Source organism: Eggerthella sp. BIOML-A4 (genome assembly GCF_009875575.1).
Lineage (GTDB): Bacteria > Actinomycetota > Coriobacteriia > Coriobacteriales > Eggerthellaceae > Eggerthella > Eggerthella lenta.
Map to the genome: position 1 here is coordinate 19,120 of NZ_WWRX01000012.1, position 17,682 is coordinate 36,801.

Here is a 17,682-nt window from a genome sequence, read left to right on the forward strand (position 1 = left end):
TCTTCATCGCATATTCGTTCGATCATAGGCCGGTCAGGCGATCGCTGGCAAGGCGCGCCGAACGAACGACCATTTCCAGCGAACGAAGGACGAGTTCAGCGAGCGAAGGCAAACAGAGCGAGCGGCTCTCGCCGCACAGCGAGCGGCTGACCTTGGCATCGTGCATGATCGTTCGTTCGCCGGGATCGGTCTTTCGTTCCGCGCTGCTTGCCTTCGCGAAGGCCGTTTCTATACTGAAGGAATTCGAAACGTCCGGCACGAAGCCGAGCGCCCCCTGGACACGAGAAAGGCGGATAGGCTATGGATGACTCCAACAAAGACGATCACGCGAAGACCCTTCCAAAGGAGCACGACCGCGACGCGGCAATCGACGACGCGCGGAAGGCCCCGGAAGAGCTTGAAGATGAAGGCTTAGATGCCGTATCGGCCGGGTCGGGCGAATGGTCTCGTTTTGGGCCAGGCATCCCCCCGAAACCCGTACCCCTTCAGTAACAACTGCCCTTTGCAACCTGGCACCGCTCGTCATCAGGCACTTTCAGACGTCTGGTAGAAGCCGCACCCATACTTCGCCTCATCAATCCTCTACGATAAAGGACACGCTATGAGCAATCCAGCGCGTACCGGAACCCAAAAAGCCCTGCACGTCGTGTCCATCATCATGATCGTGCTCGGCGTGCTGGTAATCCTATCGGGCGCCTCCCTCATCGCGCTCGGAGTGTCGGCCGCCACGATGGGAATGGACCAGCCGATGACTTTGGGCGATACCGAGACCACGGCAGACACCACCTCCGTCGCTCTGGGAATCATCGTCCTCGCCATGGGCTTGGTTCAGCTCGTCGTCGCCGCATTCGGCCTGCGCGGCTCCAAGGACGCAAGCAAGATCGGGCCGTTTAGAATCCTCATCTGGGGCATCTCCCTGGTCATCCTGGCGACCATCCTGTACGGATGGTTTTTCAACGGCAACTGGTACATCCAGAACAGCCCTCTTCTGCTCATCGGCAACGTGATCTACCTGCTGGTGTGCTCCACCCTCGCCGACGCGGTGAAGAGGGAGCACGACCTGGGCATCGTGGGCGAGGCCAAGGCCGAAGTCGAGCGCTCGGGCAGCCAGAAGGCGCTGCTGGTCATCGGCGCCTGCACGTGGCTGGCCTACGACATCATGCGCCAGAGCCGCGGCATCGAGGCGTAAGCGCGAGCGGCCCAGGTGCCCCTGCACAGGTTTCCGAGCCTGTTGCCGTAGTTGCCAAAAGAGCAATTGCAACAAGAAGTATATGCGGTCACGAGAGAAGGGACGCGGCGATGGACGAAACGATAAAGCAGGGGAAGGGCGCGCTTCGCTTGCTGCTGGCGACTATGTTGGCGGCAATGCTGATCCCCTGGGCTCCCCGAGCGGCTTGGGCCGATGAAAACGAAGCAGCTGCCCAGACGCAGACGAGCGAGATCGCCGATCTGCTGGCTGCCGGAGACTACGTCGAGGGCGAGGCTCTCGTCGTCGTTGACAACGCGGCATCTCGAAACAGCCTCCGTTCGCGCAGCGTCGACCCGCTCTCCTCGGCCGAACCGCTCATGGACGCGTCGGCCGAAACGTACGCCACCGCTACGGGCGTCGACGTGCCGTTGGAACAATCTGTTTCCAACGGCCCGGTTCTCCTGCGCAGCGCAAGATCCCTACCTGAAGACGACGCGGTGAGCATGGTGCTGGTGCGGCAGGAGGGTACCTCAACCGAGGATCTCCTGCGCCAGCTGCAGGACGACCCGCGCATCCTGTCCGCCGAGCCGAACTACGTGCAGCGGCTGGACGACCCCGATCAGACGGCGCTCGATGAGAGCACGCCGCAAGTCGCTGCGGCATTGGGGCTGGATTCGTCGGACGCGGCGCCGTCGGCTCCGGCGAGCGCGGATGCAAGCGGCACGGCCGCTGCCGACCTGTCCGGCTACCAGTGGGGCTGCCGCAACACCGGAGAAGTCATGGTGCAAGAAGAGGCGCCGCCCCTTGCCGGTTTCGACATCGCGCCGCCGAATTGGAACCAGGTCGGCACAACGAACGCCGCCGACGTCGTTGCCGTGGTTGACACTGGCGTGGACTACAACCATCCCGACCTCAACGGCATCATGTGCGACATGACGCAGTACACGGACAGGGGCGGACGCTACGGGATCAACGTCGTGCCCGGCATGGATCCCACCGATCCGATGGACGATCATTACCACGGAACGCACTGCGCGGGCATCATCGCGTCGCAATGGGATGGCGTGGGGACGAGCGGCGTCGCGTCCGGCGTGCAGCTGGTGGCCGTTAGGGTCGCAGGTAGGCAGAACACGATCGAGAGTGCGGATACCATCAGGGCATACGAGTATCTTGCCGAAGCCGTTGATGCCGGCTTGCCACTGCGCGCCATCAACAACTCGTGGGCCGGAAGGACGATGAGCAAAGCATTCAGCTTGGCGGCGACGAAGCTGGGCGAGAAAGGCGCCGTGACCGTCATCGGGTCGGGCAACGATGCCGCCGACGTTGACAAGATACCGATGACCGCATCCGTGCTCGCGCATAACCCGTATGCGGTCGCTGTCGATGCGTCGGATTCTTCAGGGCAGCTCGCCTCGTTCAGCAACTACGGCGTGGAAACGACCGACGTGGTGGCTCCGGGCATGAACATCATGTCCACCGTGCCCCTCGGCAGGGCGGCCTACGCTCCCGAAGCCGACGGCTCCCCTTTGAGCTACGAGACGTTCGAAAGCGACGCCCCGTCGGTTACGGCGCGCGCGACGCCGACGTCGTCCGAGGATATAGATGCCGTCGTGCAGGGGGCGACCCATTTCGATGCGAGGGGCGGAGCTCTGAAGATCCCCTTTTCCGAAATGCTCACGGAAGAGACGGCGCTGGGCATCAGTTTTCGAAGCGTCGTGGTGTCGATGGAAGTCGATCCGTCGAACCAAGAGGGCGTCCGGTACGTAGGAATGAACGCGACGGCCACGAACCAGAACAACGACAACCTGCTTTACCAGGTTGCGATAATGAAAGACGGCGCGCTTGATTGGACGCCGATGGGACAGACGGCTGTCGCGGCCCTTGGGAAGGACCGAGGTTGGACGACCATCGCCTTCGACGCCCAGACGCTTGCCCAGAATGCCGGCGGCACCTTGGCGTTCGAAGGCGGCAAGCTGCAGGTGCGGCTGACGTTCGCACGCGCCGGCACGCCGATCGCCCCGACCGATGCCCTGTACCTCGACACGGTTGGAACGGGCAGGGCCGGCTCCGCGATTCCCTATCAATCTTTGAGCGGGACGTCCATGGCAACTCCCATGGTCACCGGCGCGGCCATGGTGCTCGCGCAGGATGTCGACGGCTCCACCCCGGCCGAGCGCGCTGCGAAGCTGGCGGCGCTCGTGAAGGCCTCCGTGCGTCCGGTGGACGCGTTCTCCGGCAAGTGCTCGTCGGGCGGACACCTTGATTTGAGGGTTGCGTCGGGCGACTTCGTCCCGGTGGTGTCGGGCGCTCGGATGGAATCCGACGGCGACGCCGCACTCGTCATGGTGGAGGGCAGCTACTTCGGCGCAGCTCAGGGTGCGGGAAGCGTGCACATCGGCGGCAAGGAGGCTGCTGTGCGCTCCTGGTCGGACGGCTCCATCGTAACGGAGTGCCCACAGGGTCTCAAAAGCGGCGTGCTGGTGGTAGAGGTAACGGCCGGCAACGGCAAGAGTGGATCGAAGGGCTTCCTGCTGCAGGTTCCCGAGCGACCGGACGACCAATCCACGCCCCTGTTCGAGAAGACCATAGCGCTTCCCACGTCGGATGAGGGCCTGCCGGTTGGCGTGTCGTACGGTCTTCTGACCGGGCTGGGCGGTTCGCTATACCTGCTGCCAAACGACTTCAGCATATCGCATGCGGGCACTTATGCGCTATGGCGCTACGACCCCGATCAGGACAGCTGGACGCAGTGCGCCGACCTACCCGAGGCTCTCAGCAGCGCATCGATGACCGTGTTCGACGGCAAGCTGTACGTATACGGCGAAGCGGGCGAGACGGATGGGGCGTTGGCTCCTCGTCTTGTCAGCTACGACCCGGCGACGAACGCCTGGACTTCCCATGACGCTTCCCGCCTGCCGTTTCATGCGACGATAGTGAACTGCGATGGAGCGATGCTGCTGGTGGGCGGCGCCGCGTACGACGGTGTCAAATGGGTCGAGCTGACCGAAGGCAACATCGCCGTGTACGATACGCAGACGGGGGCGGTAACGGCTGCGGGATCCCTCGCGACAGGCCGCTCGACTCCCTTTGTCGTAGCGCGAGGGGCCGAGCTGTTCGTCGCCTTGGGCGATGTGCACGACGTGACGGGCTCTTCGACGACGAGCCCCGTATTCGAGCGCATCGTGAGATCCGGCGACTCGTACGTTGGCAACGACCTGTCCGCCGCCCTGCCTGCGCTTGCGCCCGGCTACGACGATTCGTTCGGCTTGGCAGCGGTCAAAGCCGGAGTGGTGCTGTCGGGCCGTATCAGCGTCGAAGAAGCCGACGGCGGACGCGAGCTCGATCAGGACACCTATCTGTTGGACTTGGCGAACGGAGACAAAAGTTTCCAAGGCATCGACAAGCGCGCCTCCCGGGTGCCGCTGTACTTCCCGAGCTCGACAGCGTACGACGGATGGCTGTACACCATGGGCTTCTCGGTCTACGAGAACGGTGGCCGGGTGATACGGGCCACGCCGATGGAGACGCTGCCCCAACCCGGCGACCTACCTGAACCTGGACCCGGCCCTACGTCCGGACCTGGCCCTGCAGCTGCGCCGGAACCGGTTGTCGGCAAGGGGGATGCAACGTCTCTGGCGAGAACCGGCGACCCATTAGGCGCTTTCGTGCCGGCTATCACGCTGGCCGCCGGTGTCATGCTCGCAAGCATAGGCGTTGCCACGGCTGCACGACGAAAAGCGAAAAAGAACAGGCTATGAAGACGGCAGCGGATGCCACCGGATCTTCTCGATGCGCGCACCAGAGCCTATCGGGGTCAAAGGAAGTAAAAGAAGGATGTCTTTGCAAAAAACGACCGGTTATTCGATCTGAAACAGGAGATAGGTTATGAGCGAATCCAAGAAGCACGACTCTTTGAGCGCCGAAGAGCTGGACGGGGTGGCTGGCGGCGTATTTTTTCGGAGGGATCCCTCCGAATCGTTCTGCCCGTTCTGCAGTATGAGCACGAAGGATCCCAAGTTTAAAGACACTCACCTATATCTTGGCGAAGGAGAGCGTTTCTGCGAGGTGGAATGCAAAACCTATCCTGGCGACGAAATCTGGTGAGATATGGTGAAGGCCGTCGAGGGATCGACGGCCTTCACGGAAGAATGGAAGCTCGCGCTTACGCCTCGATGCCGCGGCTCTGGCGCATGATGTCGTAGGCCAGCCACGTGCAGGCGCCGATGACCAGCAGCTCCACCGCGCCGCTCGCGCCGATGGACGAGAGCATGCCCTGCGCCGCGAGCCAGACGTCGCCGGCGACCTCGATGGCCAGGCCGATGACGCACCGCACGAAGAACGGCTTGACCTTCCGCGGATCGCGAGCGCCGCGCAGGCCCAGGGCGCCCACGACCAGGTCGACGACGCCGCTGCCGACCAGCACGACGCCCAGCACCAGGCCCACGGCGATGCCGGCCACCAGATCCGGGTCGTTCGGGTCCATCGCGTTCACGGCGTCGGTGCCCAGGCCGGCGGCGATCAGCGCCAGGAACGCGAGGCCCAGCACGATGGAGATGACGGCGAACACCACCAGCACGATGGAGATGACGCGCAGCGCCTTCTGGCTGCCCGAGCGCTCGACTTCGGCCTTGGCCTCACCAACGATGCCTCGGTCATGCTCCTTCTTCACCACGTCGGCGAGGGTGGTGCACACCAGCAGGTAGACGACGTCGCCGATAAGCAGAAAGGGGTCGTCCAGGAATGTGCCGCCCAAGAACCAGTTGTACACGATCATCGCCAGGATGACGATGGAGATGCCCCAGCTGAGCGCGCGATAGGGGCCGACCTTGCTCGCATCGTTGGAAGCGCGCAGGCCAAGGAAGGCAACGATCAGCTGCAGGGCGCCCATGATCAGGACCAAAATGCCCACGGCCATGGTAAGGATGCCCGCCGTCGTCTCGGTGCCCTGGAAGTTCACTGCGTCGTTCAGGCCGAGCGAGTCGGCCGCCGCGCCGGAGGCTATGATGATCGCGCCCGAAAGCGCAACCAAAACTCCGAAGATGATCATGATGATAGAGGTGATGCGCAGAGCTTTCTGCGTACCGGTGCGAGGGGGATGCGCCATAGTACGTCCTTTCTCGAAAACGGATCTTTTAAGTCGAAGTATAGGAGCGCTGCGTCCGATAGGCGCGCGAAAGAGCCCGACAACGGAAAGGACGGCACGAGCGCGGCATATCCCGAAACGAACGCCGACGAGCCCGCGCAGATCCCTAGTCCCCGCCGACGGCGGACAAAGGCATGGCGACCCCGCTCGCAAGCACTGGCGACCCGCCGGGAACCGTCGCAGCAGCAACAGCCCTTTTCGCTGCCGCCGCGCTCGCAACTGCGGCGGCCATCGCGCGACGGACGCGTACGGGACGCGACGATCAGCGTCTGAAGCGAAAGTCCGCTTACTCGCGAAACAGCGTGTAATCCAGATCCGACTTGTTGCACTGCCACACAGTGGCGTTGCTGAAGCCGAAGCGCTCATGGTCGTTCGTAAACGCGGTGCCGTAGAGACTAACGGCAATTTTCATCCCGCAGTAAGGGCAGATGCCGCCGGGCACCGCTTTCGGAAGAGCGGCCACGGCCCTGTCGGACAGAGCCTCGCCGCCGGACACCTCTTCAAGATCGTCCAAGCCAAGCTGCTGGAATTTATCGGAATCGTTCATGTTCGATCCGCCTTTCTGTCAGCCCTTTAAGCGAACAGACCCCCACCCCTACATGGTCTGGCGCTCCACCAGTTCGGCGAATACGCCGCCCAACGCGCACAGCTCCTCGTAGGTGCCGTCCTCCACCACGCGGCCGCCGTCCAGCACGATGATGCGGTCGCATGCGCGAATGGTGGACAGCCGGTGCGCCACGATGATGCGCGTGCACTTCATCCGATCGAGCGCCTCGCTCACCTGTCGTTGCGTCACGTTGTCCAGCGCGCTGGTGGCCTCGTCGAAGAACAGTACCTTGGGTTTGGGGGCAACGGCGCGCGCGATGAGGATGCGCTGGCGCTGGCCGCCCGAGATTCCGCCCGCGCCCTCGGACACCATCGTATTCATGCCCATGGGCATGGCGCGAATGTCGTCGGCGATCCCCGCCAGCTCGGCCGCCTCCCACGCATCCTCCATCGTGAGCCACGGCGCAGCCACCACGATGTTGGAGAAGATGTCGCCGGTGAACAGCTTTCCGTCTTGCAGCACCGTGCCGATGTTGCGGCGCAAACTGGCCACGTCCAGCGTCTCGATGTCGCGCCCGTCGTACAGCACGGCGCCTTTCTGCGGCTTTTCGAATCCCAGCAGAAGCCTCATGAGCGTCGATTTCCCGCAGCCGGTCTTGCCCACCACGCCCACGGACTGGCCGGGGCGGATCTTCAGCGACAGATCATCCAGCACGGCAGGCGCGCCTTCGGCGTAGCGGAAAGTGACGTTGTCCATCTCGATGCGACCGGAACAATGCTCGAGCACCTGCTTGCCCCCGGCGGACTCCGGCACCGATTTCATGATGGGTGCGGCCATATCGAGGTGCGGCTTGATGGACGCGAAGTTGCCGGCGACGCCGGCCAGCGACATGAACGCGCCCGTGGCCATGCCGTATGCCAGATTGAACGCCATGTACTCCGATGTCGACACACCGGTCTGCACGGCGGTGAAGTAGATGACGATGGTGCCCACCACCGAGACCGCCGTCTGCACGACGTTCGAGTAGCGCATGAGGCGCGGGCCGTTGTACGTCAGCTTGACCTCGTCTTTGTACGAATCGACCCAGGTGGCGTACGCGCGACGCTCCGCACCGGCCAGCCTGATCTTCTGGATGCCGGTGAACAAGGCGTATTCCCATCCCTTGCGGCGCGCGGAGTGCTCCAGCTTGCGCTTGGTCACGCTCACCTGCACCAGCACGGACGCCACCGACACTGCCGCGCTGGCCAGGATCACGCCCAGCGCGGGCAAGGCCAAACCGGGTGCGTACGCAGCTATCTGCGCCACGTACGCCAGAGAGAACACCGAGGTCAAACCCGTGGTCAGGACGATGTTCTGCAGCATGCTCGCCAGCGTCTCGATACTCGAGAGGCGTGTGGACAGATCGCCCGATGCGTACGCGCGGTAGAACGGCGCCGGCAGGGAAAGCGTACGCATCATGGCAGCGGCTTGCACCGACAGGCTCAGCTTCGTGCCAACGCGCGACATGACCAGTTCTTTCGCGCCGCCGATGAGCACCCGGGCGCACGTGACCGACGCCAGCAGCACGGCGATGGGCACCACCACGCCCACGTTGCCGCTATCCACCACCGGTCCGAAAATCAGACTGTTCACCGCAGGCAGAAGCATGCCCAGCAACGTCACGGCCAACGTCGCCGCCACGATCATCACGTAATCCGAAAGGTCCAGGCTGCGCACCATGTGCAGCAGCACGTCCCTCACGCCCAGCTCTCGCTGCGGCAGGGGCTGGTAGAAGCAGTACGCTTCCTGTGCGAGCCGCGCCGCATTCGCGCGATCGACGCGTACCTTCTCGCCGGTGGCGACGTCGCTGTACGCGAAGCCCCCCGCTGGCTGAGGGATCAGCGCTACCGGCGCGCCGTCGACGAACCCCAGCATAGCCCCCGCCGCGTCGCGCTGCCAGCCTTTCGACAACACGACGCGCCGGCACATCACGCCTGTTCCCCGCAGCTGGGCGTCTATGAGGTCGCGCACGCTCTTCGGGTCGCGCGGGGCATCGGCCGGCTTCACGCGGTAGTACGCCAGCACCTCGCCCACGGCATCGGCCGCGGCTTTGCCCGCATCCACTTCCGCGCCGCCCGCCGCCCGCCCGGTGATGGCCACGGAAAGATCCCAGGCCGCCTGAGAGACCAGGTCCTCGTCATGCTCCAGCCGTTCCTTGATCTGACTGTCGAACCAACCCATGCGCACCTCCTCCTATTCCTGGGTCACCAGCTGCAGGTACATGCCCCCGCGCTCGCACAGCTCTTCGTGAGTGCCGCGCTCCACCACGCGGCCCTTGTCCAATACCACGATCTCGTCGCAGTCTCGCACGGTGGACAGGCGATGCGCCACCACGATGCAGGTGATGCCGCGCTTGCGCACCGCGCTCATGACCTCCTGCTCGGTCTTGGCATCGAGCGCGCTGGTCGCCTCGTCCATGATGAGCACGGTGGGATCCTGCGCCAGCACGCGAGCGATTTCCAAGCGCTGCCTCTGTCCGCCGGACAGGTCGCGCCCGCCTTCGGACAACACGGCGTTATAGCCGCCGTCGCGCTGCATGATGACCTCGTGGATGCCGGCATCGCGCGCGGCAAGGATCACCTCGTAGTCCTCGATGGAGGTGTCCCACAGGCGGATGTTGTTGGCGATGGTATCGTTGAACAACACGATGTCCTGGTCGACCACAGCCACCGACCCGGTCAGCACCTCGCGCGGCACCTCGTCCATGGGCGAGCCATCGAAGCTCACCGTACCCGACCAAGGGCGAAACAAGCCGCTGACCAGCTTGGCAAGCGTGGACTTGCCGCACCCCGAAGGGCCTACGAAGGCCACGCTACGTCCGGATTCCACATCAAGGTCGAAATCCTTGATCAGGGGTTCTTCCAACCTCGAGTATCCGAAGGTCACGCCCTCCATATGCACGGCGCCCTTGAGCTTCTCGCACGATGCGGCGCGGTCGAGCGGAGCCTGGGAGAACGCCGGATCATCCGGATAGCGCATGACGTCCTCGATGCGCTCCATGTCGGTGCGCATCTCCTGCAGCGTCTGCATGACGGACGTCAACGTGGAAGCGGGAGCCATGAACTGCGACAGGTAGCCTTGGAACGCCAGGATCATGCCCACGGTGAACTGGCCTTGCAGCACCAAGTACACGCCCGTCATGAGCACGGCGGTGTTGGTCACCTGCATGACCAGCTGGGGCACCAGCCCCAGTCGCTGCCCCAAGCGCGCGAAGCGGACCTGTTGCGTGTTGAAACCTGCCTGGAAGCCGGCCCAACGCTCGAAATAGCCGCCCTCCGCGCCGGCGGCCTTGATGGTCTCCACCATTTCGATGCCGGAAACCGTGGCGGCGGCCAGCTTGCCCGCATCGCGCATCTGCACTCGCGTCACATTCACGCGCTTCGCCGAGATCAAGCGCGCCATGCCCAGGTTTATCACCACCGACGCTATGCCGATGGCGGCCAACAGCGGGCTGTAGGCAACCATCACCACGGCGTACAGCACCAGCAGCACGAAGTTCAGCAGCAGCGGCGCCAACTGCTTCACCAGCGATGCGGCGATGGTGGTGTTGGTGGCCGCACGAGCCGATAGGTCGCCGGCCATGCGCTGCGAGAAGAACTCCATGGGCAGGTGCAGAACCTTCCACATGAACGACGAGTTGGACACTACCGCCATCTTGCCCTCGAGACGTAGCAGGTACATGGCGTTCAGCACCTCGACCACGATGCGCACCGCTCCCACGGCTATCAGCAAGGCAATGAAGGGGTACAGCCATTCCGGGTTCTTCCCACCCAGCAGCCGATCCATGAACACTTGGGAGAGCGCCGGATTGATGATGCCGACGACGGCCGTCACCGCCGCCGTGATGGCCACGAACGCGAGCGCGGCGCGCGAGCCCTGTAGGCGCGGGCCAACGAACTCCCATACCGACCGGGGCTTGCCGCTGGGCTGGAAGTCGGGACCCGGCACGAAGCGCAGCATGACGCCCGTGAAGGCGGCATCGAACTCCTCCTCCGTCACGGTCACCTCGCCGCGTGCCGGATCGTTCAGATGCACCTTGCCTCCCTTGAAACCGCGGCACACCACGAAGTGGCTGAAGTTCCAGTGGACGATGCAAGGGAACACGCCCTGCGAGCGCAGCGCCTCGGGCTGCATACGGAAACCCGAGGCCTCGAATCCGTAGGCGCGAGCCGCGCGCACCACGTTGGAAGCCTTGGATCCGTCGCGTGATACGCCGCAGTCCGCGCGCACCTGCTCGAGCGGCACCCATTTACCGTAATAAGCCGCTATCATGGCCAGGCAGGCCGCCCCGCATTCGAGCGCTTCCATCTGCATGATAACGGGAACCTTGCCCGCCATCTGGCCAGGCTTGCCTGCAGTGCGAGCGCGGCGCGCTCCCTTACCCGGCAGCATCACGATGCGCCCCCCAGAATCAGGCTGATGGGAGCGAACTCGCTTGTGGCCACATGGGCATCGTACACGCCGTCGGGCAGGTCTATGGTCACGTCGACGGGAAACATCCAGCTCGTTGCGTTCACCTTGTGCGCTGCGTACTCGTCCAGCTGCGCGGCCAGTGCGTCGGGAGAGAGGGGCGTGGTTCCCACGGACGCTACGGCGCCTTTGGCGCTGTCGGCGCTCACCGTGTCGCCGACGGCCACCTGACCTACCTCGTCCTCGGCGACGTAGCAGGTCGCGTGGCCGCCTTGCACCACCAACGCAGTAGGCATCGTGTCGACCAAGCGCCCGCAGCACGCCCATATGAAGCCGGCCAGCAACAACAGAAGCACGGCGCCCAGCACCATCCACACCCCGGGATTCGACACGCGGATGTAGTCGTCGAGCTGCTCGGGCGACTTTGCCCGATCCAGGCTTTCCTGGCGAAAGGGCGAAGCCGCCTTGTCTTTTCCGTCGCGTGCGCTCATCGTGAACCTCCCGTTTCGGTCAAACCGTCGAAGCCGGGCAGAACGATGGGAAGCTCGACTCCTTCGCAGCCGGCCGCAACTTCATCCAGTTCGTCAAGCGCCAGCTCGCCTTCGCCCAGCGCCCCCCAGGCGCTCTGCGCCGCTGCGTCGTTCACCCACAGGCCTTCCTGCTCTATAAGGCTCTTGAAGTCGTCAAACGACATGCCCCCCGCCGCATGGCGGGCGGCATCCATCGCAGCCTCGTCACGGTCGGAACGAGGGCTCTTCGCATCGGGTTCGACCATCGTCGCTCCTTGCTCGCGCGGTCAAAAGAAACGGTTCCCCTTTTTCGGGCATCGCTGCGCATCGTGAACGGATGAAGCGCGGGCGACGCTCTTTTTCGTCAACCGACAACGATGGGGTACGAACACGCGACTGACAACGCCCCACGAACGAACGACCACTTTCAACGAACGAACGACCAAGGACGGTTGCTCGTTCGAGAGAAGCGCTTAAAACCGCGCATTTTCATCGGATCAATACCGACCATCTCCTCAACGCCCAGATCACGCGCCCGTGCCGCCCATCGCCGCTTACGGGTTTCGCAAGCGGCGACGGGCGGCGGTTCTTCAAGAACCCCCGCCCAAGCTAATGCAGCCGCAGTCGCGTCCGCGCCTAGCCGACCTCCCCCATAAAGCGGCAGATGGAAGTGATCTCGCAGACCTCGCCGGTATCCCTCCGAATTCCCGTTCCCGTGGTCGGGCATTCGCACACCGCCCCGCGGTCGTCAACCAAGCCCAAACCGGTGTACTGGCAGCAGCAGGCTTCGCCTCCGGCGACGGCGCCCAGCTCGTCTTCATCGAGTTCCGCCGATGAAGGGGCGAAGTCCTCGGCCGACAAGTCGAAGCCGGCTTTCTGCGCGATTGCAGCCGCCTGTTCTGCATTCTCTTCCGCAGACAGGCCTTCAAGCGCTTTCAGCTCGTCTTTGATCGACTCGTCCTCGCTCGCCTTCTTCAGAAAGTCTTTCAATTGCTCGTTCATGCGCAATCCTCTCCGTTTCTTCGGTTTGCTGGTTTTACAGCGTTACCACGCAATAGTAATTCGGCCAATCGAACTGACCGTACTTGCAGGTGGCGCAACACTTCGTCTCCGATGCCTGGAAGTCGCACACGTCAGACGGGGACACGACATGATAGGCCCCGCCGACGGTCGCATCCAGCTGTTGCTCGGTGAGCTCGCCTTCCGCGGTTCTCACCGCCATGAAAGCTGCCTCTTTTTCGGGACTCAACTCAAGGCCGAGCTCGGCGCTGACCTCGCGAAGCTCCTCAATCGTCTGGATGCGCGCGGCGCGCTCCATCATCTCTTGCTCGGTAGCCGCCATAGCAGCTCCCCCTTCCTGTTCCGTCCGTCCTTCTTGGACGATGCCTGCCGATAAGTGTAGAAATCGCCGGCCTTCGCACGCAAGGCGTCGCGAACGAACGACCTATTCAACCGCACGAAAAGCCTGTTGCGCAGTGCGCAGCGGTAGGCAAAGGGAACGCTCGTTTCGTTTGAAGGGGCGTTCGTTTCGACCTCGTTTGGCATCGACGAGCCGTCTGCGGCTTTCTTCTATACTGCGGGGAAGGCGCTCGTCGCCTTCATCCTTTTCTGCATTTCTGAAAGGTTGCCAGTGAAGAAGGCCGTGTTGCATACTTCGTTCTCGCGCCGTTCGGCGCATGTCTCCAGGAGAACATACCGTGACTAGCGAGAGCAGCAGGCATGTTCGGGGCGAGGCTCCCGCGGACGGTTCTGCTTCTCATCCCCTGATGGACGAGACGATTTCGCTGACGCGCGAGTTCGTCCATCGGTACTGGAACGGCGGGACAAGCTGGTGCGCCGCCCGCCTTTCCGATGATTTCGCATGGATGGGGGCACAGGACGACCAGCCCGACTTATCAAGCGATTCGTTTCGCCGCCAGATGGAGCAGATCGCTATCGAACGACCCCGCGTGGTTCTTATGTGCGAGCAGTACCTGCCCGTTGCCGCCCAGGAGACCCTGTGCATCGTGGCAGGGAGCTACCTGGTTTTCGGCGACCCGGCATCCGGCCGACTTGCCGCACAGGAGCAGCGCTTCACATTCGTGTGGAAGCGCGACGAAAACGACGACTCCCTGAAAATCTGCTATTGCCATGTATCGCATCCGCTGCCTCCTGCACCAGATAGCGAGCCGCTTTCCGTGAGCGTGAGCAAGCAGGCATACCTGTACCTCAAAGCCGTCCTGATGCGCCAACGCCAAGACGAGGCCGTTACCGTGCGCGACGTAGACGGCACTTCATGGCGCATCAACCCCGATGAGATCGTGTGCGTGGAGGCGCGAAAGCAGCGCACCGTGCTTCATTGCGAGAAGACGGACGTAACGGTGCACGGCTGCATGGGAAACGTGCTGGAGCAACTTGGATTGGACATGATGTACGTGCATCGTAGCTTCGCTATCAGCCCGCGCCATGTCGCGAGCCTGGAGAAACGCGATCTGGTGATGGACAACGGGCTTGTCATCGAGATTCCCACCAAACGTCTATCCCAGGTGAAGAAAGAGCTATTCGGCTAGCAACAAGGTTTTTCGTTGCGCGCGAGCGGTCTTTCGTTCGCAAGGAGTTGCGGACGGGCGCCGTCGCTTCGTATGCTAGGCGTCGCAAGCTGCTTTCAAGCAGGCGGTTCGAAAAGAGAAAGAAGGCCCGCCATGGCAACTGGCAAAGAAACCAGCACAGCGGCAGAAGAAGCTGCTGAAAAGCTCGCCGATCAGGAATTGGATGCAACCGGAGGAGGGCCAGGGATCCCTCTTGACCGCATAATAAACCCCAATCGCTACCATTTCGGATGCGGATTATGGGTTCCCAACCCCGGACACGAGTATGACGAAAGGCACTATTGCATTCATTGCCGCTTCTTCTTGGACACCGGCCCGCACTCTTTCGATTGCGTAAGAACATCGTCCCCTTGGGATTGGGACGGCTAGAGGGGGATCTTCCGTTCGGGGAATTCAGCATCTAAGCTTGGAAAAGACGTCTGAAAATCGTTCATAACCCTCCATCTCCCCCAAGCACTGCGATGTGGCGGCAGGGCTCACATGCAACGCGCGGCTGAATACGGCGGGGAGATGCGAAGGGCTGAGCCGGCAGAGAAAACCGCTCGCTTCGACTCTGCCCTTCGCCAAGAACGCTTTCACCTGCTTGTTCGCGCGTCTTCCTTTCGCCATCTTCCAGCAAGACCACACGGGGAAGGCCTAGCCAACGTCGCCCATCGAGTGGCAGACTCTATCAACGTTGACGAACCCGCTTCCGTCGGTCCAGGCTCCTGTCCCCTCTCTTGGGCAATCGCACAGCACAGGGCGATCATCCATCAGGCCCGTACCGGTTTGCCTACAGCAACAGGCGTAACTTCCTCCTGCCACGACGTTGAGCTCGTCGTCGTCAAGCTCCGTTTCGACAGGAGCGAAGTCCTCGACCAACACATCGAAGCCGGCTTCCCGGGCGATGGCTGCCGCGCGCTCGGCACGCTCCTCTTCGGGCAGGCCGGCGAGGGCGCCGAGTTCCTCTTTGAGCGGCCCGTCCTCGCTCGCCTTCTTCAAAAAGCCTTTCAATTGCTCGTTCATGCGCGCTCCTCTCTATTGAAGGTTTCCGTTGGACTGCAAAGGCATGACTTCGGCAGGCTTCGGCCCGCCTTCGTTTTTATCTAAAAAGCAGTAGAGATTTGGGTACGAAAAACGGCTATACGCGCAGGAGGCGCAGCAAAGCGTGTTATCTTGTTGGTAATTGCACTTGAAGAGTGGGGACACGATTACGGAGCCGCCGGACACGGCAGCAAGCTCGCTCTCGTCGAGCTCCGTTTCGGCGGGGTCGAGATCCTCGACCGTCACCTCGAAACCGGCCTCGCACGCGATGGCGGCCATTCTCGCCGCGACTTCGTCTTCTGGCAGACCAGCGAGGGCCTCCAGCTTGACCCGCAGGCCTTCGTCTTCGCTGACCTTCTCCATGAATTCCTTCATGCCCTGCTTCATTCGTTCTCCTTTCTCTCGGCGATCCTCGTCTGAGCCCTCTCCACGGTCTCCCGAATACGGGCCGCGTAGCCGCCTTTCAGGATGAGGCACTGGGCGCGATCGGGCGACAGTATGTCGTCGGGGGCGGTGAACAGCGCGCTCGCGCGGCACCCGCCAGCGCATGCGCCGCGGTGCTCGCACTGGGCGCACTCGGGGTTGTGCTCCCACAGCGCGCTCACGCGCGTATCGATGAGCGAGAGGTACTCCGAGTCGGACAAACCCTGCCTCAAGCCGATCTCGGTGGCCAGCGGGTACCTTTCCTGCATCGGCATGGACGACAGCGCCATGCACGGCAGCATCCGCGCCTCCGGGGACAGGTAGAGCGTCTGGCGCGCGTGGCCGCACGTCACCTGCGACGCGCACGCGGCGGGGTCGCGCTCCTCCGGATGCTTCCCTATGTTGGGAATGGTCCAATCCCCGCTGCCCGGACGCGCCATGAAGAAGCCGCCCAGATGCAGGCCCAGAGGCGCGCCGTCCTCGTAGAAGCAGGGGATGTAGTCCAGGTAGACCTCGAAGGTCTCCTCCAAGGTGAGCGACCTGTCCTCGCCCAGGCGCTCCCACGTGTCGGTGTCCGCCACGGGATTGACCTTCAGGCTCTCGCAATGGTGCGCCGCCAGCGTGCTGACGCTCTCTCGCAGCAGGTGCTTGTTGCCCTGGTGCAGGCACATCTCGGCTCCGGTGGGAAAACCCCGCTCGTGGCAGAGGTCGAACGCCGCCAGCACCGCGTCGCCTGCGCCGGGGACGCCGCGCATCCAGTCGTGCCAGCCCTGCGTGCCGTCGTAGCTCATGTTGAACTCGGGACGAATCCCGCGCTCCTCCAGCTGGTCGAGCAGCTTCTCGTCCACCAGCTTGCCGTTCGTGTAGATCTGCGCGATCCGTATGCGGTAGGACAAAAGCGCGTCCACCAGCTCCATGAAATCGCGGCGCACCAGCGGCTCGCCGCCGGTCAGCGACACCTCCAGGATGCCGCAGTCGGCGATCTGCCGCGCCAGGTCCATCATGGTGTCGTGGTCGATCTCGCCCAGCTTCGCGTCGGGCGCGGACATGTAGCAGTGGCGGCACCGGTAGTTGCACTTGCCGGTGATCGACCAGTGCGCGGTTCGGACGAAGCGGTTCTGATAGCGGCGGTACTCCTGATCGGGCGTGAGGCGCTCTCCCGGCTCGCACGGACGCACGGCACCCTGTTCCTCCAGCTTCTCCACGATGGCGCGCACCTCGTCGCTGATGATGGGTAGCGACAGGTCTATCTGCCCATCGCACAGCGAAAGCGCCTCGAACGTGCGCGCGTCGACGAAGCGCACGCCGTTGTGCGGCCGCTCGACCACGGCATAGGGCAGCTTCTCCCAGCCCCGCAGAACTAGATCTTCTCTCAAAAGTCGCTTCATGTCGCTCTTTTCTTCCTTTACATGCGGACGCCGCCTCGGCGACCCTCTCCCTCCCTGCTTACGATGAGGCGTTTTTCGGCTTGAACCGGCAGGTAAATAACGGATAGAGCATCTGCTTGTTGCGGCACGTGGCGCATATGCGATTATCGAAATCCCAGCCATCCCATTGGTCGCAGGTGTCGAACAGGTTTATATACGGCGATCCGGGGCCGAAAAAACTCGATCCGCCGACCGAGGCGTCCAGTTCCCCCTCCGACAATTCCCGCAACTCTGCCTTTGCAGCCATGAAAGCTTGCTCGTCTTCGGGAGACATCTCCACGCCGAACTCAGCGCATGCCTCGCGCAACTCCTCAATCGTCTGGATACGCGCGGCGCGTTCCATCATCTCCTGCTCGGTTGCCGCCATGATGATTACCCCTTTCT

At 63.1% G+C, this 17,682-nt stretch carries 19 protein-coding genes; 6 read left to right on the forward strand and 13 right to left on the reverse strand.

Annotated features, from left to right (window positions below; translation table 11 throughout):
* Nucleotides 1-22 precede the first annotated feature (22 nt).
* The gene (locus GT613_RS12305) at nucleotides 23-259 is read right to left on the reverse strand and encodes a hypothetical protein (protein WP_057385068.1); all 237 of its coding nucleotides are present in this window, start codon (nucleotides 257-259) and stop codon (nucleotides 23-25) included.
* Nucleotides 260-300: 41 nt separating this feature from the next.
* On the opposite strand from GT613_RS12305, the gene GT613_RS12310 reads away from it, so the two are divergent.
* The 4 genes from GT613_RS12310 (at nucleotide 301) to GT613_RS12325 (ending at nucleotide 5,293) form a co-directional block, all read left to right on the forward strand.
* A complete protein-coding gene (locus GT613_RS12310; protein WP_009608472.1) occupies nucleotides 301-492 on the forward strand; it encodes a hypothetical protein in 192 nt (63 codons plus the stop codon).
* Nucleotides 493-601: 109 nt separating this feature from the next.
* A complete protein-coding gene (locus tag GT613_RS12315; RefSeq protein ID WP_009608429.1) occupies nucleotides 602-1,189 on the forward strand; it encodes a hypothetical protein in 588 nt (195 codons plus the stop codon).
* A 110-nt stretch (nucleotides 1,190-1,299) separates the two neighbouring features.
* Nucleotides 1,300-4,947, forward strand: coding sequence for a S8 family serine peptidase (locus GT613_RS12320; protein ID WP_086414255.1), 3,648 nt, complete (start codon nucleotides 1,300-1,302; stop codon nucleotides 4,945-4,947).
* Nucleotides 4,948-5,074: 127 nt separating this feature from the next.
* Entirely contained in the window at nucleotides 5,075-5,293 is a 219-nt protein-coding gene (locus GT613_RS12325) for a hypothetical protein (RefSeq protein ID WP_015761470.1), read from the forward strand.
* A gap of 58 nt (nucleotides 5,294-5,351) precedes the next feature.
* Here the strand turns inward: GT613_RS12325 and GT613_RS12330 are convergent, their stop codons facing one another.
* The 8 genes from GT613_RS12330 to GT613_RS12365 form a co-directional block, all read right to left on the reverse strand.
* Nucleotides 5,352-6,293, reverse strand: a complete 942-nt coding sequence (locus tag GT613_RS12330; RefSeq protein ID WP_161172643.1) for a hypothetical protein — start codon at nucleotides 6,291-6,293, stop codon at nucleotides 5,352-5,354.
* A 325-nt stretch (nucleotides 6,294-6,618) separates the two neighbouring features.
* Nucleotides 6,619-6,879 (reverse strand): hypothetical protein, encoded by a 261-nt coding sequence (locus tag GT613_RS12335; protein WP_009305303.1) that lies wholly within the window; start codon nucleotides 6,877-6,879, stop codon nucleotides 6,619-6,621.
* Between the two features lie 48 nt (nucleotides 6,880-6,927).
* Nucleotides 6,928-9,099, reverse strand: coding sequence for an NHLP bacteriocin export ABC transporter permease/ATPase subunit (locus GT613_RS12340; RefSeq protein WP_015761472.1), 2,172 nt, complete (start codon nucleotides 9,097-9,099; stop codon nucleotides 6,928-6,930).
* Nucleotides 9,100-9,111: 12 nt separating this feature from the next.
* Nucleotides 9,112-11,310 (reverse strand): NHLP family bacteriocin export ABC transporter peptidase/permease/ATPase subunit, encoded by a 2,199-nt coding sequence (locus tag GT613_RS12345; protein ID WP_015761473.1) that lies wholly within the window; start codon nucleotides 11,308-11,310, stop codon nucleotides 9,112-9,114.
* Nucleotides 11,310-11,819, reverse strand: coding sequence for a hypothetical protein (locus tag GT613_RS12350; RefSeq protein ID WP_009608476.1), 510 nt, complete (start codon nucleotides 11,817-11,819; stop codon nucleotides 11,310-11,312). The genes GT613_RS12345 and GT613_RS12350 overlap by 1 nt, the downstream gene beginning before the upstream one ends.
* Nucleotides 11,816-12,103: a hypothetical protein gene (locus GT613_RS12355; RefSeq protein WP_009305307.1), complete on the reverse strand. Its 288-nt coding sequence runs from the start codon at nucleotides 12,101-12,103 to the stop codon at nucleotides 11,816-11,818. The genes GT613_RS12350 and GT613_RS12355 overlap by 4 nt, the downstream gene beginning before the upstream one ends.
* A 370-nt stretch (nucleotides 12,104-12,473) precedes the next feature.
* A complete protein-coding gene (locus GT613_RS12360; protein WP_114518474.1) occupies nucleotides 12,474-12,839 on the reverse strand; it encodes a Nif11-like leader peptide family RiPP precursor in 366 nt (121 codons plus the stop codon).
* 34 nt (nucleotides 12,840-12,873) lie between these two features.
* Nucleotides 12,874-13,179, reverse strand: a complete 306-nt coding sequence (locus GT613_RS12365; RefSeq protein ID WP_009305310.1) for a hypothetical protein — start codon at nucleotides 13,177-13,179, stop codon at nucleotides 12,874-12,876.
* A gap of 355 nt (nucleotides 13,180-13,534) precedes the next feature.
* Between GT613_RS12365 and GT613_RS12370 the strand changes: the two genes are divergently transcribed.
* Complete coding sequence (locus GT613_RS12370) at nucleotides 13,535-14,386, forward strand: LytTR family DNA-binding domain-containing protein (protein WP_114526542.1); 852 nt, start codon at nucleotides 13,535-13,537, stop codon at nucleotides 14,384-14,386.
* Between the two features lie 132 nt (nucleotides 14,387-14,518).
* Complete coding sequence (locus GT613_RS12375) at nucleotides 14,519-14,794, forward strand: hypothetical protein (RefSeq protein ID WP_009608474.1); 276 nt, start codon at nucleotides 14,519-14,521, stop codon at nucleotides 14,792-14,794.
* Between the two features lie 267 nt (nucleotides 14,795-15,061).
* Here the strand turns inward: GT613_RS12375 and GT613_RS12380 are convergent, their stop codons facing one another.
* Genes GT613_RS12380 through GT613_RS12395 form a run of 4 tightly spaced genes read right to left on the reverse strand, consistent with a single transcriptional unit; the run spans nucleotide 15,062 to nucleotide 17,665 of the window.
* Nucleotides 15,062-15,430, reverse strand: coding sequence for a Nif11-like leader peptide family RiPP precursor (locus GT613_RS12380; RefSeq protein ID WP_035584632.1), 369 nt, complete (start codon nucleotides 15,428-15,430; stop codon nucleotides 15,062-15,064).
* Nucleotides 15,431-15,442: 12 nt separating this feature from the next.
* On the reverse strand, nucleotides 15,443-15,835 hold the full coding sequence (locus GT613_RS12385; RefSeq protein WP_035584629.1) for a Nif11-like leader peptide family natural product precursor: 393 nt from the start codon (nucleotides 15,833-15,835) through the stop codon (nucleotides 15,443-15,445).
* On the reverse strand, nucleotides 15,832-17,259 hold the full coding sequence (locus GT613_RS12390; RefSeq protein WP_035584627.1) for a radical SAM/SPASM domain-containing protein: 1,428 nt from the start codon (nucleotides 17,257-17,259) through the stop codon (nucleotides 15,832-15,834). Before GT613_RS12390 ends, GT613_RS12385 begins: the two co-directional genes overlap by 4 nt.
* A gap of 58 nt (nucleotides 17,260-17,317) precedes the next feature.
* Complete coding sequence (locus tag GT613_RS12395; RefSeq protein WP_161172644.1) at nucleotides 17,318-17,665, reverse strand: hypothetical protein; 348 nt, start codon at nucleotides 17,663-17,665, stop codon at nucleotides 17,318-17,320.
* Nucleotides 17,666-17,682 lie beyond the last annotated feature (17 nt).

Bases quoted from the DNA above. Each gene is read 5' to 3' on its own strand.
- GT613_RS12310 (WP_009608472.1), top strand. From the start codon at position 301: ATGGATGACTCCAACAAAGACGATCACGCGAAGACCCTTCCAAAGGAG.
- GT613_RS12315 (WP_009608429.1), top strand. From the start codon at position 602: ATGAGCAATCCAGCGCGTACCGGAACCCAAAAAGCCCTGCACGTCGTG.
- GT613_RS12320 (WP_086414255.1), top strand. From the start codon at position 1,300: ATGGACGAAACGATAAAGCAGGGGAAGGGCGCGCTTCGCTTGCTGCTG.
- GT613_RS12325 (WP_015761470.1), top strand. From the start codon at position 5,075: ATGAGCGAATCCAAGAAGCACGACTCTTTGAGCGCCGAAGAGCTGGAC.
- GT613_RS12330 (WP_161172643.1), bottom strand. From the start codon at position 6,293: ATGGCGCATCCCCCTCGCACCGGTACGCAGAAAGCTCTGCGCATCACC.
- GT613_RS12335 (WP_009305303.1), bottom strand. From the start codon at position 6,879: ATGAACGATTCCGATAAATTCCAGCAGCTTGGCTTGGACGATCTTGAA.
- GT613_RS12340 (WP_015761472.1), bottom strand. From the start codon at position 9,099: ATGGGTTGGTTCGACAGTCAGATCAAGGAACGGCTGGAGCATGACGAG.
- GT613_RS12345 (WP_015761473.1), bottom strand. From the start codon at position 11,310: ATGCTGCCGGGTAAGGGAGCGCGCCGCGCTCGCACTGCAGGCAAGCCT.
- GT613_RS12350 (WP_009608476.1), bottom strand. From the start codon at position 11,819: ATGAGCGCACGCGACGGAAAAGACAAGGCGGCTTCGCCCTTTCGCCAG.
- GT613_RS12355 (WP_009305307.1), bottom strand. From the start codon at position 12,103: ATGGTCGAACCCGATGCGAAGAGCCCTCGTTCCGACCGTGACGAGGCT.
- GT613_RS12360 (WP_114518474.1), bottom strand. From the start codon at position 12,839: ATGAACGAGCAATTGAAAGACTTTCTGAAGAAGGCGAGCGAGGACGAG.
- GT613_RS12365 (WP_009305310.1), bottom strand. From the start codon at position 13,179: ATGGCGGCTACCGAGCAAGAGATGATGGAGCGCGCCGCGCGCATCCAG.
- GT613_RS12375 (WP_009608474.1), top strand. From the start codon at position 14,519: ATGGCAACTGGCAAAGAAACCAGCACAGCGGCAGAAGAAGCTGCTGAA.
- GT613_RS12380 (WP_035584632.1), bottom strand. From the start codon at position 15,430: ATGAACGAGCAATTGAAAGGCTTTTTGAAGAAGGCGAGCGAGGACGGG.
- GT613_RS12385 (WP_035584629.1), bottom strand. From the start codon at position 15,835: ATGAAGCAGGGCATGAAGGAATTCATGGAGAAGGTCAGCGAAGACGAA.
- GT613_RS12390 (WP_035584627.1), bottom strand. From the start codon at position 17,259: ATGAAGCGACTTTTGAGAGAAGATCTAGTTCTGCGGGGCTGGGAGAAG.
- GT613_RS12395 (WP_161172644.1), bottom strand. From the start codon at position 17,665: ATGGCGGCAACCGAGCAGGAGATGATGGAACGCGCCGCGCGTATCCAG.